At 68.0% G+C, this 15,190-nt stretch carries 13 protein-coding genes; 8 read left to right on the top strand and 5 right to left on the bottom strand.

Translation table 11 applies throughout. The features are described 5' to 3' along the window. Nucleotides 1-39: 39 nt before the first annotated feature. The 5 genes from ABZS97_RS26135 to ABZS97_RS26115 form a co-directional block, all read right to left on the bottom strand. Nucleotides 40-2,472: a GH116 family glycosyl-hydrolase gene (locus tag ABZS97_RS26135; protein WP_356141094.1), complete on the bottom strand. Its 2,433-nt coding sequence runs from the start codon at nucleotides 2,470-2,472 to the stop codon at nucleotides 40-42. Nucleotides 2,473-2,949: 477 nt separating this feature from the next. After that, nucleotides 2,950-3,930, bottom strand: coding sequence for a LysR family transcriptional regulator (locus ABZS97_RS26130; RefSeq protein WP_356141092.1), 981 nt, complete (start codon nucleotides 3,928-3,930; stop codon nucleotides 2,950-2,952). A 279-nt stretch (nucleotides 3,931-4,209) separates the two neighbouring features. Further along, nucleotides 4,210-5,232, bottom strand: a complete 1,023-nt coding sequence (locus tag ABZS97_RS26125; RefSeq protein ID WP_356141090.1) for a zinc-dependent alcohol dehydrogenase family protein — start codon at nucleotides 5,230-5,232, stop codon at nucleotides 4,210-4,212. 138 nt (nucleotides 5,233-5,370) lie between these two features. After that, nucleotides 5,371-5,550 carry a hypothetical protein gene (locus ABZS97_RS26120; RefSeq protein WP_356141088.1) on the bottom strand — a complete coding sequence of 60 codons (180 nt, stop codon included), beginning with the start codon at nucleotides 5,548-5,550 and terminating at the stop codon, nucleotides 5,371-5,373. A gap of 964 nt (nucleotides 5,551-6,514) precedes the next feature. Beyond that, nucleotides 6,515-7,417 carry a LysR family transcriptional regulator gene (locus ABZS97_RS26115; RefSeq protein ID WP_356141086.1) on the bottom strand — a complete coding sequence of 301 codons (903 nt, stop codon included), beginning with the start codon at nucleotides 7,415-7,417 and terminating at the stop codon, nucleotides 6,515-6,517. 184 nt (nucleotides 7,418-7,601) lie between these two features. On the opposite strand from ABZS97_RS26115, the gene ABZS97_RS26110 reads away from it, so the two are divergent. The 8 genes from ABZS97_RS26110 to ABZS97_RS26075 are packed head-to-tail and all read left to right on the top strand — an operon-like array spanning nucleotide 7,602 to nucleotide 15,132. Then, nucleotides 7,602-8,597, top strand: coding sequence for a cyclase family protein (locus ABZS97_RS26110; RefSeq protein WP_356141084.1), 996 nt, complete (start codon nucleotides 7,602-7,604; stop codon nucleotides 8,595-8,597). Nucleotides 8,598-8,649: 52 nt separating this feature from the next. Continuing rightward, nucleotides 8,650-9,780: an FAD-dependent monooxygenase gene (locus ABZS97_RS26105; RefSeq protein WP_356141082.1), complete on the top strand. Its 1,131-nt coding sequence runs from the start codon at nucleotides 8,650-8,652 to the stop codon at nucleotides 9,778-9,780. A gap of 54 nt (nucleotides 9,781-9,834) precedes the next feature. Then, a complete protein-coding gene (locus tag ABZS97_RS26100) occupies nucleotides 9,835-10,770 on the top strand; it encodes a VOC family protein (protein ID WP_356141080.1) in 936 nt (311 codons plus the stop codon). Then, nucleotides 10,770-11,735 (top strand): fumarylacetoacetate hydrolase family protein, encoded by a 966-nt coding sequence (locus ABZS97_RS26095; RefSeq protein ID WP_356141078.1) that lies wholly within the window; start codon nucleotides 10,770-10,772, stop codon nucleotides 11,733-11,735. Before ABZS97_RS26100 ends, ABZS97_RS26095 begins: the two co-directional genes overlap by 1 nt. Continuing rightward, complete coding sequence (locus ABZS97_RS26090) at nucleotides 11,732-12,493, top strand: SDR family NAD(P)-dependent oxidoreductase (RefSeq protein ID WP_356141076.1); 762 nt, start codon at nucleotides 11,732-11,734, stop codon at nucleotides 12,491-12,493. The genes ABZS97_RS26095 and ABZS97_RS26090 overlap by 4 nt, the downstream gene beginning before the upstream one ends. A gap of 35 nt (nucleotides 12,494-12,528) precedes the next feature. Next, nucleotides 12,529-13,701, top strand: coding sequence for an alpha/beta fold hydrolase (locus ABZS97_RS26085; protein ID WP_356141074.1), 1,173 nt, complete (start codon nucleotides 12,529-12,531; stop codon nucleotides 13,699-13,701). Continuing rightward, a complete protein-coding gene (locus tag ABZS97_RS26080; RefSeq protein ID WP_356141070.1) occupies nucleotides 13,698-14,486 on the top strand; it encodes a CoA transferase subunit A in 789 nt (262 codons plus the stop codon). The genes ABZS97_RS26085 and ABZS97_RS26080 overlap by 4 nt, the downstream gene beginning before the upstream one ends. Beyond that, the gene (locus ABZS97_RS26075) at nucleotides 14,470-15,132 is read left to right on the top strand and encodes a CoA transferase subunit B (RefSeq protein WP_356141068.1); all 663 of its coding nucleotides are present in this window, start codon (nucleotides 14,470-14,472) and stop codon (nucleotides 15,130-15,132) included. The genes ABZS97_RS26080 and ABZS97_RS26075 overlap by 17 nt, the downstream gene beginning before the upstream one ends. The last annotated feature ends 58 nt before the right edge of the window (nucleotides 15,133-15,190 follow it).

Raw genomic sequence — 15,190 nt, 5'->3', positions numbered from 1 at the left:
CGGGGGTTGAGGGCGGCACCGCGGACGTCTGCACCGGAGTTATCGAGCATCTGCCTCCAGAAGGTCCCAGGCGGCCAGGGCGCGTACGTAGTTCGCCGCGCGGTAGGTCGTGGGGTCGGTGCCTTGCCATGCCTCGGGTGTGTTGAACGCGTAGGACCCGTTGCTGATGGACTTGGGGTCGTAGATCTGGTGGGAGACGGCGGAGCCGAGCTGCCGACCGTACGAGATCAGGGTGGCGTCCTTGAGCCTGCGTCCGATCTCGATGTAGGTGGCGGCCACCCCGAAGTTCGTGCCGGTCCAGACCTCCGGTGCCTGGAATTCGTAACCGGGCGGGAGGAATCCGTAGGGCTCACCGGTGATCGGTATGAGATTCGGTGCGCCGCTGAGCCTGCCCTTGGCGTCCTTCGCCTTCTTCATGATCGGGTAGACCGTTTTGAGGTGCTTGGCGACCCGGTCCATCGGTAGGACGTCGGGCAGGTTCATCTGCTGCGCGGCGTATTGCGGCCAGATGGCGTCGGCGAAGACGTCGGTGCTCTTGTGGCCGGCGTTGGTGAACCTGTAATAGGTGCCGGTCCAGAAATTGGCCTCGATGGCCGACTTGGTGGCGGTGAGCCGGGTGCGCAGAGCCCTCGTGTCGAGTATGCCGGTGACTCCGAGATCTTCGGCGTCCTCGGTCGCGGCGATCATCGCCTCGGCTGTCAGGGCGTAGAGCCCGGACGTGTAGATGTCGACGGAGCCGTCGTCCTGGCCGAGGATGTCGTAGGTGTTGGCGAACGTGCCGGGGTCGGGCAGAAGCGCCTGACCTGCGGGTATCCGGGGGAGTACGTCGTTCTGCCACGCTCGCTTGAGGGCGGGGTAGACGTCGCGCAGGAGTTTGTGGTCTCCGGTCGCTTCGTAGGCTGCGTAGGCGCGGAGGATGAACTTCATCGGGGTGTCGCTGAATTTCGCCTTCGGTGCGGCGGGTTCGCTTGAGCCCTGCCATCCCAGCCACGGGTTCTCCAGACCGCCCGGGCTGTCGGGTACCCGCCCGTTCGGGTCCTGCATGACCATCTGGGCTTGTGCCCGCGTCCAGTCCTTCTCTATGGACGGGAACAGTTGTCGGGTGACCTTGGCGGCCTGCATCTGGACGTTGAGTTCACCGGAGTCGTACCAACCTCCGCCGGTGATCGTGTGGAAGAGGTGCGTACCGGGGGTGCGCGATCCGATTCTTGCCCCCGGGCCGGCGGCGCCGTTGGTGGAGACGAGTCCGGACTCCCAGAACGAGGAGTTGAACGTCAGTTGGTTGAGCTCGTTCAGCCCTGCGCGCCGGACCGCCGGGGAAACGCTCGCATCATGGGCGTACGGCTCCCACCACTTGTTGACCTTCGCCAGCGTCGACGACCGGGCTGTCAGGTTGCGGTCCGCGATGCTGAAAGCTTGTCGTCCCGGGTAGGAGCTCGGCACGTAGCGGTTCGTGTGATCCGACTTGGCACCGTAGAACTCCGTGTAGCGGCGCATCCAGACGTTCTGCTGGGTTCCGGACGGATTACTGAAGGAGATCTGAGGGAAGTCCCACGCGAGTACGTAGTGCATGGTCGTGCTCTGCTTGGGCTTCAGTTTGGCGGAGAGGACGATGGCCCCGGCGGATGCCGAGTCGTCGATCGCGCGGTTCGGCAGAGCACCGCGGTCGGTGAACGCCTTGTAGACGTCGGCGCCGCTGCCGTTCCCGTCCCAGGAGGTCGTGTACGACATCTTCTGAGTGTTCTGGGGGCGGGCCGCGACGGTCCATTCGCTGTTCTGCGAGTCCGGCGTGTTCGACGGCGAGGACGCGCCGAGGACCACACCGGCGACACCGGTTTTGGCATCACGCTGGAACTTGCTGTAGTAGCCGGTCCTCTTGCTTACCTCGCTCGACGGCGCACTCTGCACTTTGGCAGCTACGTGGGCCGGGGCGTTGGGCCAGGTCAGCATCGTGGAGATGTCGCGAGTCTTCTTCGCGTTGTTCGTGATGGTGACGTCGAAGTAGGCCACGGGCTGGGAGGACAGCTTGTCGTTGCCGGCCACGATCGGAGTCCAGAACTTCGTCGACACCTGCGCGTCGGGCACCGGGTCCCGGTAGTCGATCTGCCCGAACGGGTAGAGGGCTGAGTAGGTTCCCGCGCCCGCGTCCAAGGTCTTGAAGGCCGGAGAGACGGACCCGAAGTCCTTGGTGTTGACCGCCAGCGAGCGTGTCTGGGCCGTGGGCGTCCCGCTCTGGGATCCGGAATCCTGCTTGTGTGGCGGTACTGCCTGCGCCCGCACGTGGAGGGCGGCTTGCGGCAGGATCCGGTTCTCGTAGTTGGCGTTGATGGAACCGCCCATGTTCCACGGGCCGAAGGTTCCGGCTTGATTGATCATGAACGATCCTGCGCCGAGGCCTCCGACCGGCACACCGAGTCCTGGCTGCGCCATCGGATTGCCCATGGCGAACGGGGCGGTGTTGGGTGCGTCCATATCGCCGGCGCACACCTGCCAATCGTGCTTGCTGCACGGCGCCTCGCTGATCAGGCCGAGCGGCCGCACAAGTGCGGCGGGCCCCAACCCGGACGCCGGTTGGGCTGATGCCTGGCCAGGATCCTTGGAGGACGCGTTGGTGCGGGATGCCACGGGCGCTGATGATGCCGGCTCTGTGAAAGCGGTCGTCAGGGTGGCTGCGAAGGTGAGTGCCGCTAGCGTCGCGGCACTCCACCGCTTCGTACGAGGCCGCAATAGCGGCTCGTCGTGAAAGGGGGGACGCATGCGCATGTCTCTTTCCTGAATTTTCGCCAGCGACCCGACGCTGGCAACCCGAGGCTGCCAGCCGGGTGTGACCACTGCCACAGCGAGTTGCTTATGTCGGTCATCAACCCGGTGTATGCGCCGCCCCGTGCGTCTGACCTGGGCTGCTGCGGCACACAGGGCAAGTCGGCTCGTTACTGAGAGTGCGCACGATCACTCCGTTGAACGCGCCAGCTCGGTGACGTCCCGTCCTGCTCTGCGAAGCGTCGACCGCAGCCAGATGTGCGCGGGGTCGGAACGCTGCATCGGATGCCACCAGAACGCCTCGCTGACCGGCACGACGTCCCAGGGGCACGGCAGAATGCGCACACGGGCCGGACCGGCCAACCGGTGTGCAAGCTCAGCCTGCAGCAGAGCGATGCGGTTCGTGCCGGCGACCAGAAAGGGCACGGCCGCGAACGCCTCGACGACCATCTGCACCTGCGGTTCGACCCCGATCATCCGCAACTGCCGGAGGGCGGGCGTGAACGCCGTCGGGGCGTTGTAGGTGACGACCCACGGCAGCCGGCCGAGATCGTCCATCGTCAGTTTCTCGCCGACCTGGTCGTTGTCCTCGGAAACAACCAGCACCCATGAGTCCTCGAAGAGGTCCATGGACGGAATGTCGCTGAGGAAGCCGTGGGGCAGGACCATACCGTCGGCACCGCGCAGCATCTCCATGGCGTGATCGACCGCGTATGCGCCCAGCTCCCGCAATCGGACACGCACGCCGGGCGCCTGCTGCTCGATCAGGGTGGCGAGGTGGTCGCCCAGGACGATCGCGGCGTAGTCGGACATCATCACGGTGAACTCCCGGTCGGCGCTCGCCGGGTCGAACGTCGGCATCGCCTCGAAGACCCGCTGCACGCCGAGCAGCGCGGGCCCGGTCGTGGTCGCGAGCTGCTGGGCGAGCGGGGTGAGCTCGTTCTTATTGCCCGAGCGGCGCAGGAGGTCGTCGGAGAAGTGTCGTCGCAGCCTTGCGAGGGCCGCCGATACGGCGGGTTGGGTGACGCCGAGGCGCGCTGCCGCTCGTGTCACGCTCTGTTCCTGAAGCAGGACGTCGAGCGTCACCAGAAGGTTCAGGTCGAGGTTGCGCAGCACGTCGGCGGGCATGGCGACACCATAACTCTCGTTGATGACCTTGCCTGGATTCATCAGTCCTACGTGATGCCGACGGACGGCGGGGATGGTCCAGAGGGGCCTGTAGGCAGTCGCTTGCCTGCGCACGCCAGAGGGCGAGACTGCCGTGGACCACGAGTCGGGGGCCGCCAACGCGGGACCTGGGCCGCACGGCAGGCTGAACGCCAGCAGGTCTCTCGCATGCGGGGATGCCACGGCCTTGCCTACAGGCGAACGTAGCCGCCCGAAGCGGGCGGTACAGACAAATGCCCCCGGAGCCCCTACCAGGGCCCCGAGGGCGTGCGGCAAACGGATTCAGAGGGTGAGGAGCACCTTGGTGGCGCGGCGTTCGTCCATGGCCTTGTAGCCTTCGGCTGCCTGCTCCAGGGGCAGGGTGAGGTCGAAAACCTTGCCGGGGTCGATCTTGCGGTCCCAGATGAGCTGGATCAGGTCGGGCAGGAACCGGCGCACGGGTGCGGGGCCGCCGAGGGTGTGGATGCCGGCGAAGAACAGCTGGATGCCAGGGATCTTCACGTCGTAGTTCACGCCCACGTAGCCCATGTGCCCGCCGCCGCGGGTGGCGCCGACGGCCTGCATGAACGACTCCTGCGTGCCGACCGCCTCGATGACCGAGTGCGCGCCGTATCCGCCGGTGAGCTCCTTGATCTTCGCGACGCCCTCGTCGCCGCGTTCCTCGACGATGTCGGTGGCGCCGTAGTAGCGGGCCAGCTTCTGCCGCTCGGGGTGGCGGGACATGGCGATGACGCGTTCCGCGCCGAGCTGCCTGGCGGCCAGGACGGCCATCAGGCCGACCGCGCCATCGCCGACGACCGCGACCGTCTTGCCGGGGCCGGCCTCGGCGGCGACGGCGGCGTACCAGCCGGTGCCCAGCACGTCGGAGGCGGCGAGGAGAGCGGGGATCAGCTCCGGGTCGGGCTGCCCCGGGGTGGCGACGAGGGTGCCGTCGGCCAGCGGGATACGGGCCTTCTCGGCCTGGGTGCCGATCCCCGCGTGGACGAACTCGGCGTGCACACACTTGGACTGGAAGCCGGCCTGGCAGATCTCGCAGGTGTTGTCGGAGATGACGAACGAGCCGACGACGAAGTCTCCGGGCTTGACGGTCTTCACCGCGGAGCCGACCTCTTCGACCACGCCCACGTACTCATGGCCCATGAGCGTGTGGTCGGCGGGCTCGATACCGCGGTACGGCCACAGGTCGGAGCCGCAGATGCACGTCGCGGTCAGCTTCACGATCGCGTCGGTGGGCTCGATGATCTTCGGGTCGTCACGGTCCTCGACGCGGACGTCGCCGGCCGTGTGCATCACTACTCCACGCATAGGTGGATCTCCTTGATCTGTGTGTATCGATTATTTTGGGAGACTTTGTTCATATCCGCGCGCTGGGGCCTGTGGCGCCGTGCTGCGCCGCCGGGCGAGCGCGATGGCGATCGTGGGGGCCGATGGCGGTGCCGAGGATCAACGCCGACACCGTCGGCGCGGACTCCAGGGTGGGACCTTGGCCGCGAAGCGGCCGCCCAGGGCGATGAGCACCGGGTTCGCGCTGAGCCCGAAAGGACACAGCAGGACGACCAGCACGATCGTGAGCGCGGCCTGTCCTGACAGCAGGCAGAGCCCCAGCGGCAGGAGCGCGCTCACCGCGGGGCCACGACCGATGGCACGACCCCGGCTGCCCGAGCGCACGGCGGACGACTAGGAGCGGGCCGGGATTACGCGGCCGGCTTCGGTCGTCCGAGCTCGCCGAAGCATGCCTCGGCGGGGGCGTCGGGGGCTCTCCTCGCTTCGTCATTGATCGGCTCCGTGGGGGGATTCGTAGCGCGTATCCCAGGAAACCGCCCCTGCCGCGTGGGCGGCAGGCTGCGTTTATAGGGGGTACAAGCTCAACCCCCCACCCTCGTGACATGGGCCGTAGCGTTGAAGGCATGGACCGCAGCCCCGACAACCGTGCCGACATCCGCAACTTCGTCGCCCGCCGACGCGCCCAGCTCACGCCCGAGCAGGTCGGTCTGCCCACCAGTAGGTGACGCCGGGTGCCGAGCTGCGCCAGGAGGGAGTGGCCGTCCTCGCGGGCGTGAGCACCGAGTGGTACACGCGACTTGAGGAGTTCTCGCCAGCTGGACGGCCACGTCTCCGGAGCGGAGCCCGCCCGACGCTTCCACCCGAGATCAGCGGGACGCTGACGCCCTCGCCGTCCCGGTGACGCCTGCTCGCCGGCCAGAGCGTGAGGAACGGGAATCTCGCCTTGGCCTATGCGGTATCGGCTGAATCGGATGGCGGAGGAACACACCATTCCGTCTGTGCCCCGTGTGACCAGCCAGGACATGAGGAGATGACCGATGCCGAGATTGCCCAGGACGTCTCCGGTCGGTGACGGCAGCCGCGAGGGCACCGCACCCGGCACAACCTCTCCGTCGTCGGACGCTGCCTCGCACTGAGCCGCACGTAGGTATCGCGCTGTACCGGGGCGGACGCAGCGTGACCGGCTCTTACTCGGCGTCCCAGACCATTCCGGTCCGGACCACGCCTCCCGGCTGCCCGCAGGTTGCGTCCGTCCGTGCCGGGCGCTCCGGCTCTCGTCGACACGTGGCAGAGACAGGCGGCCTCAGTGCTTCAGTGCGCTGAGAATCGACTGCCTGAGGTACAGGCTCTCCGGCTCGTCGCCCTTGCCTGGGTGCCACCACATGCCTTCCACCAGACGGCCCGCCGGAAAGGGGCAGGGCAGGGCACGGACGTCCGAGCGCGCGCCGAGGCGGTTGACCAGCCGCTTCTGCAGGAGGGCGATGCGAGGGGATCCGGCAACCAGGTCAGGCACGCTCAGGAAGTTCTCCGTGACGACCTGGGGGCGAGGCTCGATGCCGGCCATACGGATCTGCCGCCAGGCCGGCGTTGCCGCGGTGGGCCCCGAGTACGAGACGACCCAGGGCAGGCGGCGCAGATCCTCGACGGTGAGGGACTCCCCGACGGCGTCGTTGGAGGAGGCGACCAGACACATCCACTCGTCCTCGAAGACGTCCTGGTAGGGCATGTCGGCGACGAACCCGTGCGGCAGGAGCAGCAGGTCGTGCGTGAGGAGTGACTGTTCCAGGGTGTCGAGGACTGCCGTCGTGATCGAGGTGAACCTCAGGCGGGTTCCCGGTGCCTCCCGCGCCAGGAGGTCGGCGAGAGGTCCGCCGATCACGGTCTGCGCGTAGTCACTGGCCAGCAGCTTGAACTCGCGGGTGCTGCGGGAGGGGTCGAAGTCCGCCCGACTGTGGAAGACCCTGTCGGCCTCACCGAGGGCGATCTCGGCACGGTCGCGCAACCGGACAGCCAGTGGGGTGAGCCGGTACTCGTTGCCGAAGCGTACGAGCAGCTCGTCGTCGAAGTGCCTGCGCAGGCGGGCGAGCGAGGCGGACAGGGTCGGCTGGGCCAGGCCCAGCTTGTCCGCGGCGCGGGTCACACTGCGCTCCTGCAACAGGGCATTGAGAGCAAGAAGCAGGTTGAGGTCCTGCCGACGCGAGGACACCGAAGCGCTCCCTTCGTTCCTGCCCTGTCCGCGTGCACTTCGGCAGTACGCGCTGATGACATCGGGCGGCACCTGGCCGTGGTCATAGATGAGACCGATGATCACCATACCAAAGTTCATCTTCCCGAAACGTGGCGCATCCAGCACCGTAATCAAGAGCCCGCGTATGGCGAGGGAGAAGCACATGGCAGAGCAGCCCGCAGTCCAGATCAACAACATCAGTGAGACCGATATCGAGGACGCCATCGCCGATGTCGCTCGTCGGTGCTCGAACGCGGGCCGCTGGGGAGCCGGGGACGTCCTTGGCACACTGAACCATCTGGACGAGAGCAAACGCGTCGAGGGTGCGCGGCTGGTCCGGCGGGGGCGGAGCTTCTCCCTGGCCCAGCTCTTCGACGCAGAGGGGCCTCAGCGCGGGTGGCGCAAGCGCGTCAACCCCGTGCACACGATGCTCTCCAGCGGGCTGGACGCCGAGTTCGGGCCGGCGGAATTCCCGCACGGCTTCGCAGGCGCCGACGACGTGGTGTTCATGCCCCTGCAGTGCTCCACACAGTGGGACGGTCTCGGGCACATCTTCGATCACGGACGCGCTTACAACGACCGGCCGGCGTCCCAGGTCGTCACCAGCGGGGGTGACCGGGTGACGGGGATCGAGACCGTTCGCGACCTGATCGCCGGCCGTGGGGTCCTGCTCGACGTCGGACGCGCCCTGGGCGAGGACGGAGAGCTGCCGGACGGCTTCGCCATCACCACCGAGCACCTCCGCCTCACCGCGGCCTCGCAAGGGCTTTCCTCCCGGGTCGGCACAGGAGACCTGGTGCTGGTGCGCACGGGCCAGCTGGCCCGTGCCCGCCGTGACGGGTGGGGAGAGTACGCGGGAGGCGCGGCGCCGGGGCTGTCCTTCTCCACCGCGGACTGGCTGCACTCCTCCGAGATCGCCGGTATCGCCACCGACACCTGGGGCTTCGAGGTTAGGCCCAACGAATTCCCCGGCTCCTTCCAGCCACTGCACCAGGTGGCGATCCCTCACATCGGTCTGTTCATCGGTGAGATGTGGGACCTGGACGCACTTGCCGCCGACTGCGCCGAGGACGGGGTGTACGAGTTCTGGCTCACGGCGGCTCCCCTGCCCGTCACCGGAGCCGTGGGCAGCCCGGTGAATCCCATCGCCGTCAAGTAGTGCCCTCGCCCCACCAGGGGTGTCCGACCCTGTTCATGTTGAGGAGTACACATTGCCCGCAGTTCAGAAGGTCCTCGTCATAGGGGCCGGAGCCGCCGGTGCCGCCACCGCGGCGTTCCTGTCCCGGGAAGGGCTGCACGTCGACCTGGTCGAGGTCAAGCCGTCCCTGTACACACTGGGCTCAGGCATCACCTTGCAGGGCAACGCCCTGCGGATCCTGCGCCGCCTGGGCATCCTGGACGAAGCCCTGAGCCAGGGGTATCCGTACGACGGACTCGGCCTGCGCGCCCCCGACGCGCACGCCACGCTGCTGGCGGAGATCCCCGACGCCAAGACAGGCGGCCCCGACCTGCCGGCCGTTCTCGGCATGCTCCGCCCCGACCTGGCGCGCCTCCTCGTCGAGAACGCTTCGCAGAGCGGAACCAACCTCCAGTACGGAGTCACCGCCACCCGCCTCACCCAGGACGAGAACGGCGTCGACGTCGACTTCTCCGACGGCACCAGCGACCGCTACGACCTGGTGGTCGGCGCCGACGGCATCCGCTCCACCACCCGCGCCATGCTCGGCGTGGAACTGGAGACCCGAGCCACCGGCATGGCCATCTGGCGTATCCACGGTGCACGCCCGGCTGATGTGACCCGCACCGATCTCATCTACGGCGGCCCCTCCTACATCGCCGGCTACTGCCCGACGGGCAAGGACTCGTCGTACGCCTACATCGTTGAGGCGGCCTCCGACCGGACCGGGCTCAGCCCCGAGGAGAAGCTGTCCACGCTGCGGCGACTGGCCGGCGCCTACCACGGTCCCTGGGACGAGATCCGCGAGGGCATCACCGACCCCGACAAAATCAACTACACGTGGTTCGAGACGCACCTGCTGGACGGTGCGTGGAATCGCGGTCGCGTCGTACTGATCGGTGACGCGGCGCACGCGTGCCCGCCCACTCTCGCCCAGGGTGCGGCCATGGCCTTGGAGGACGCCGACGTCCTGTGCGAACTGCTCCTCATGGCCGACCGGGTGGACGACGCGCTGTGGAAGGCGTTCACCGAACGCCGGCTTCCTCGCGCCCGCTGGGTCGTCGAGGCATCCAACCAACTGGGCCAGTGGCTCCTGGACGGTGTCCAGGGCGACGTCCCCGCGCTCATGCATGAGCTCGCCGCACTGGTCAGCGAACCCGCCTGACCATGTGCCGCGCCTCCCCCGCCCGCTGACACCCCACCCACCGCAGGAGACGACATGACAAGTCGACTCATCACTCATCTCCGGCACGTCGATCTCGCCGTCCCGGACTACAAGAAGCAGGTCGAGTTCTACCGGAACACATGGGGACTGACCCACACCGCCGAGGAGAAAGACCTGTCCTTCTTCGCCGCCGAGGGCTCGCCCGAACAGTACGTCGTGCGCCTTCGCCAGGCCGACGACAAGCGCCTGGATCTGATCGCCTTCGGAGCCGCGAACGCCGCGGACGTCGACGCGCTCGCCGAGCGCCTCGGCACCTCAGGTGTGCAGCTGGTCAGCGAACCGCATGCGCTGCAGACGCCTGGCGGCGGCTACGGCTTCCGCTTCTTCGATGTGGACGGCCATGTCGTGGAGGTCTCCAGCGACGTCGAGGCGCGCAAGCACCGAAAGGTCGAGGAGCGCGAGGCCGTCCCGGTCCGGCTGGCACATGTCGTCCTCAACTCCCCAGACATCGAGCGGACCAGGACCTTCTACGAGCAGCACCTCGGGTTCGCCCTGTCCGACTCTCTGCAGCACCCGAACATGGGCGGCGTCATGCACTTCATGCGCTGCAACCCCCGCCACCACAACCTGGCCATCGCCCGTGCACCCCACGCATCCGTGCACCACGTCTCCTTCGAGATGAGGGGCCTGGAGGAGTGGCTGCGCGCCGGGGGCCGGGCCGTACGGGCCGGGGCGGAAAAGGTCTGGGGCCCGGGCCGGCACATGGCGGGCGACAACGTGTTCATGTATTTCCTCGACCCCCACGGAAACGGCCACGAATTCACGTACGGCATCGAAACGGTCGACGAGGACACGTGGCACCCCACGGTCTACGACATCAGCCGGCCCGAGAACCAGGACCAGTGGGGTCTGGCCGACCCGATGGGTGAGCTCATCACCAAGAAGCTCTGGAACTCACCCGACCCCCTGTTCTCGGAGCCTCCGGTCTGATGCGATTCGCCACGTGGGAACTCCCCGGTGGGGCAGTGCGTGCCGGTGTCGTCGGCGATGCCGGCCTGCACCCCCTGCCCGGAGATCTGACCGTCCTCGGCCTCGTCCGGCGCGGGCTCGATGAGGCCCTGGCCATCGGGGCGTCGGCCCTGGCAGACGCCCCCCTGCCGTCGGCCGGTGCACGCCCGCTGCCGCCCCTGACACCTCCGTCGGTGCGGGACTTCGTCACCTTCGAGGAGCACGTGGAGGGCGTGGTCGCCAGTGTCGGAACGGGCGGCGGCGTCGTCCCGGAGTGGTACGAGGCCCCGACCTTCTACTTCACCAATCCGCACTCTCTGGTCGGCGCCCGTGACGATGTACCCGTTCCCGGCGCCTCCCAGCTGCTCGACTTCGAGCTGGAGGTGGCCGCCGTCGTCGGGAGGGACGGGACCTGCCTCTCGCCCAACGAGGCGGGCCGGCACATCTTCGGCTACACCGTGCTCAACGACTGGTCGGCGCGGGACCTGCAGCGGCGCGAGATGAAGGTGACACTCGGCCCAGCCAAGGGCAAGGACTTCGCCAGCACCCTCGGACCCTGGCTGGTCACCGCCGACGAACTGGAACCCTTCAGGGACGAGGACGGGTTCCTCGCCCTGGGCATGTCCGTGTCCGTCAACGGCACTCAGATCGGCCGCGACCTGCTGTCCAACATGGGCTGGCGCTTCGAGGACATGATCGCCTACGCCTCCCGGGACACCTGGGTGCGCGCCGGCGACGTTCTGGGTTCCGGCACCTGTGGCAACGGCGGCTGCCTGGCCGAACTGTGGGGACGCCGCGGAGCGACGGACCCGCCCCCTCTGCGACCGGGCGACATCGTCGAGATGACCGTCGAGGGCATCGGCACCCTCAGGAACAGAGTCATCGAGGGCAGACCCCTGCCGCCGGTTCCACCGGCACGACCGCGTCCCCGCCGGAGGACACGATGACCGGGCGGCTGGCCGGCAAGGTCATCGTCGTCACGGGAGCCGGCCAAGGCCAGGGAGCCGCCGAGGCCCGCAGGCTCCTCGCGGAGGGCGCCCACGTATGGGCCGTCGACCTGACCGACCGGCCCGCCGAGGAGTTGCCCGGCGTCCGCTACCGGCGGCTCGACGTGACCGACGCCGCCGGCTGGACGTCACTGGCAGAAGAGGTGGCCCAGCGGCACGGAATCGTCCACGGTCTCGTGGCGAACGCGGGCGTCACCTGGCGGGCCCGACTGGGCGACCTGACGCAGGACGACCTCGCCCGCGTCCAGGACGTCAACGTCACCGGCACCCTCCATGCCATCCAGTCGCTCATCCCGCACATGACCGAGGGCGGCTCCATCGTCGTCGTCGGGTCAGTGGCAGCCCTCACCGCGCACTACCCCCTGGCCTACACAGCCAGCAAGTGGGCGCTGCGCGGCGTTGCCAAGGTGGCCTGTCTGGAACTCGGCCCCCGGGCCATCCGCGTGAACACCATCCATCCCGGATTCATCGAGACACCCATGACCGCCTCGGCCCCCGCGGTCTTCCGCGACGCCAACGTGGCAGAGACCCCGCTGGGCCGCACCGGCACCGTGGATGAGGTCGCCCCTCTCGTCGCCTTCCTCCTCAGCGACGACGCCTCCTTCATCACCGGGGCGGAAATCCCCGTGGACGGCGGCATGACCGCCCACGGCGGGGTCAAGTCCATCAGCGACGCCCTGCGGGCCCACTCCCTCTGACAACATCCCGCCGTACATGAGAAGAGCACTGATCCATGTTCGAGTACTTCCCTGACAACTACGTGTGGAATCTCGGCGTCGTCGCCGCCCTGAACAGCGGCGGCCTCATCGACGAGGTGGACCGCGCCTGCCGCCCCGTCCGGGACATCGCCTCCCGCGGAGCGGAGGTGGGCACCCGCGAATTCCTCGCCGCCTGGACCGACCTCGTCGACTCCATGGTGAAACAGGCCGACGAAGCCCTGCAGGCCGGACGCTCGCGCACTGCGGGCCAGATGTACGCGCGAGCCGCCAACTACCTCGTCAACGCCGAACGCATGCAGGCCGTCGGTGACCCGGGACGGCTGGACACCTACCGGCGCTGCCTGGATCTCATGCAGCGCTCCTTCGACCTGGTGGACCCCGCCACCCGCCGCGTCGCCATCCCCTACGAGGGCGGCACCCTGCCGGGCTACTTCACACAGGCGACCACCACCGACGGCGCCCCCGCGCCGGTCGTGATCATGTGGAACGGGCTGGACAGCACCAAGGAACACATGTACCTGTCCGGTTTCCCCTCGGAACTCGCCACCCGAGGGATCTCCACCCTGGCTGTGGACTGCCCCGGCAGCGGCGAGGCGCTGCGCGTCGACGGCCTGACCGCACGGATCGACACCGAAGTGTGGGCCGCCGCCTGTGTCGACTACCTCCAGACCCGTCCCGATGTCCGAGACGACCGGATCGGCATCGTGGGTTGGTCACTGGGCGGGTACTACGCGCCACGCGCCGCCGCCTTCGAACAGCGACTCGCTTTCGCCGTCGCCTGGGGCGCCAACCACAACTGGGGAGCCGTCCAGCGCCGCCGCCTGCAAAAAGAGGGCGAACGCCCGGTACCGCACTACTGGCAACACGTTCTGTGGGTGTGGGGCCATGACGACCTCGATACCTTCATCGACTTCGCCGACGACGTCCACCTCGACGGCGTCGTGGAGAAGATCACGGTGCCGTTCCTGGTCTGCCACGGTCAGAACGACCGGCAGATCCCCGTCGCATACGCCCACCGGTCCTACGAACAGGCAGTGAACAGCCCCAAGCGGGAACTGCGCGTCTTCGAGCCTGCCGAAGGCGGCGCCGAACACGTCGGCCTCGATCACCTGCCGCACGTGAGCGCTTACGTCACCGACTGGATCGACGCCACCCTCCAAAAGCTCGACGGGAGGACAGCGGCGTGAACTCGGGCAAGGTGTACCGCGACGCGGCCGCGGCGATCGCGGACATCCCCGCCGGCGCAAGCCTGGCTGTGGGTGGGTTCGGTCTCTGCGGCATCCCCTCCGTCCTCATCGACGCCCTCCTCGCCGCAGGCGTCGACCGGCTGGACGTGACGTCGAACAACTGCGGTGTCGACCAGATCGGCCTCGGCCGGCTGCTGCAGCAGCACCGCATCTCCCGCGTGGCCGCTTCCTACGTCGGGGAGAACAAAGAGTTCGAGCGGCAGTACCTGACTGGTGAACTGGAGGTCGAACTCGTTCCCCAGGGCTCTCTCGCGGAAAGGCTGCGGGCCGGGGGCGCGGGCATACCCGCCTTCTACACCCCGGCAGGAGTGGGCACACACGTCGCCGACGGCTCCATGCCGTGGAGGTTCGCCCCCGACGGCAGCATCGCCCTGTACTCCCCGGTCAAGGAGACCCGTACCTTCCACGGCCGGGAGTACATCCTGGAACAGGCGATCGTCACCGACTTCGCCTTGGTGCACGCCGCCGTCGGGGACCGCCACGGGAATCTCCTGTTCAACCAGTCGGCCGGCAACTTCAACGCCCTGGCCGCAGCCGCCGGGCGTATCACCATCGCCGAGGTCGAACAGCTCGTCGAACCCGGCGAGATCGACCCGCGCGCCGTCCACACGCCCGGGATCTTCGTACAGCGCGTCGTCCCTCTGAGCCCGGAGCAAGCCACGGCGAAGCACGTCGAGCGCCGCACCACGCGCCCCAAGGAGGATTCCCGTGCCCAGAACACATGACCAGCTCGCCGCTCGGGTCGCGACCGAACTGAACGACGGCGAGTACGTCAACCTCGGCATCGGGCTGCCCACGCTGGTGCCGAATCACCTGCCGTCCGACGTGACGGTGGTCCTCCACAGCGAGAACGGAATCCTCGGCACGGGGCCCTATCCCAGCGACGACGGCGTCGACCCCGACCTCATCAACGCCGGCAAGGAAACCGTCACCCTCCTCCCGGGCGCCGCACTGTTCGACTCCGCCACGAGCTTCAGCATGATCCGCGGCGGCCACATCGACACCGCCGTCCTCGGAGCCATGCAAGTCTCGGCAGACGGCGACCTGGCCAACTGGATGATCCCCGGCAAGATGGTCAAGGGGATGGGTGGCGCCATGGACCTGGTCCACGGAGCCCGCAAGGTGATCGTGATGATGGAACACGTGACCAAGGACGGCTCCCACAAGATCCTCGAGCGATGCACCCTGCCCTTGACCGGCAGGCACGTCGTGGACCGCATCATCACGGACCTCGCAGTCATCGATGTCACGCCTGACGGCCTGGTCCTGACCGAAACCGCCCCCGGCGTCTCCGTCGAAACGGTCACCGCCGCCACCGGCGCCCCGCTGAAAACGGCCCACAACCTGTCAAGACAGGGCCACGACGGGTAGCCCTCCCGCACGCCCACACCGCACAACTCCCCGCTCTCCCGCACAAACTCTGTAACGC

The sequence above is a fragment of the Streptomyces sp. NPDC005485 genome (assembly GCF_040606085.1).
Taxonomy (GTDB): domain Bacteria; phylum Actinomycetota; class Actinomycetes; order Streptomycetales; family Streptomycetaceae; genus Streptomyces.
This window is presented reverse-complemented; position numbering and strand designations above follow the sequence as displayed.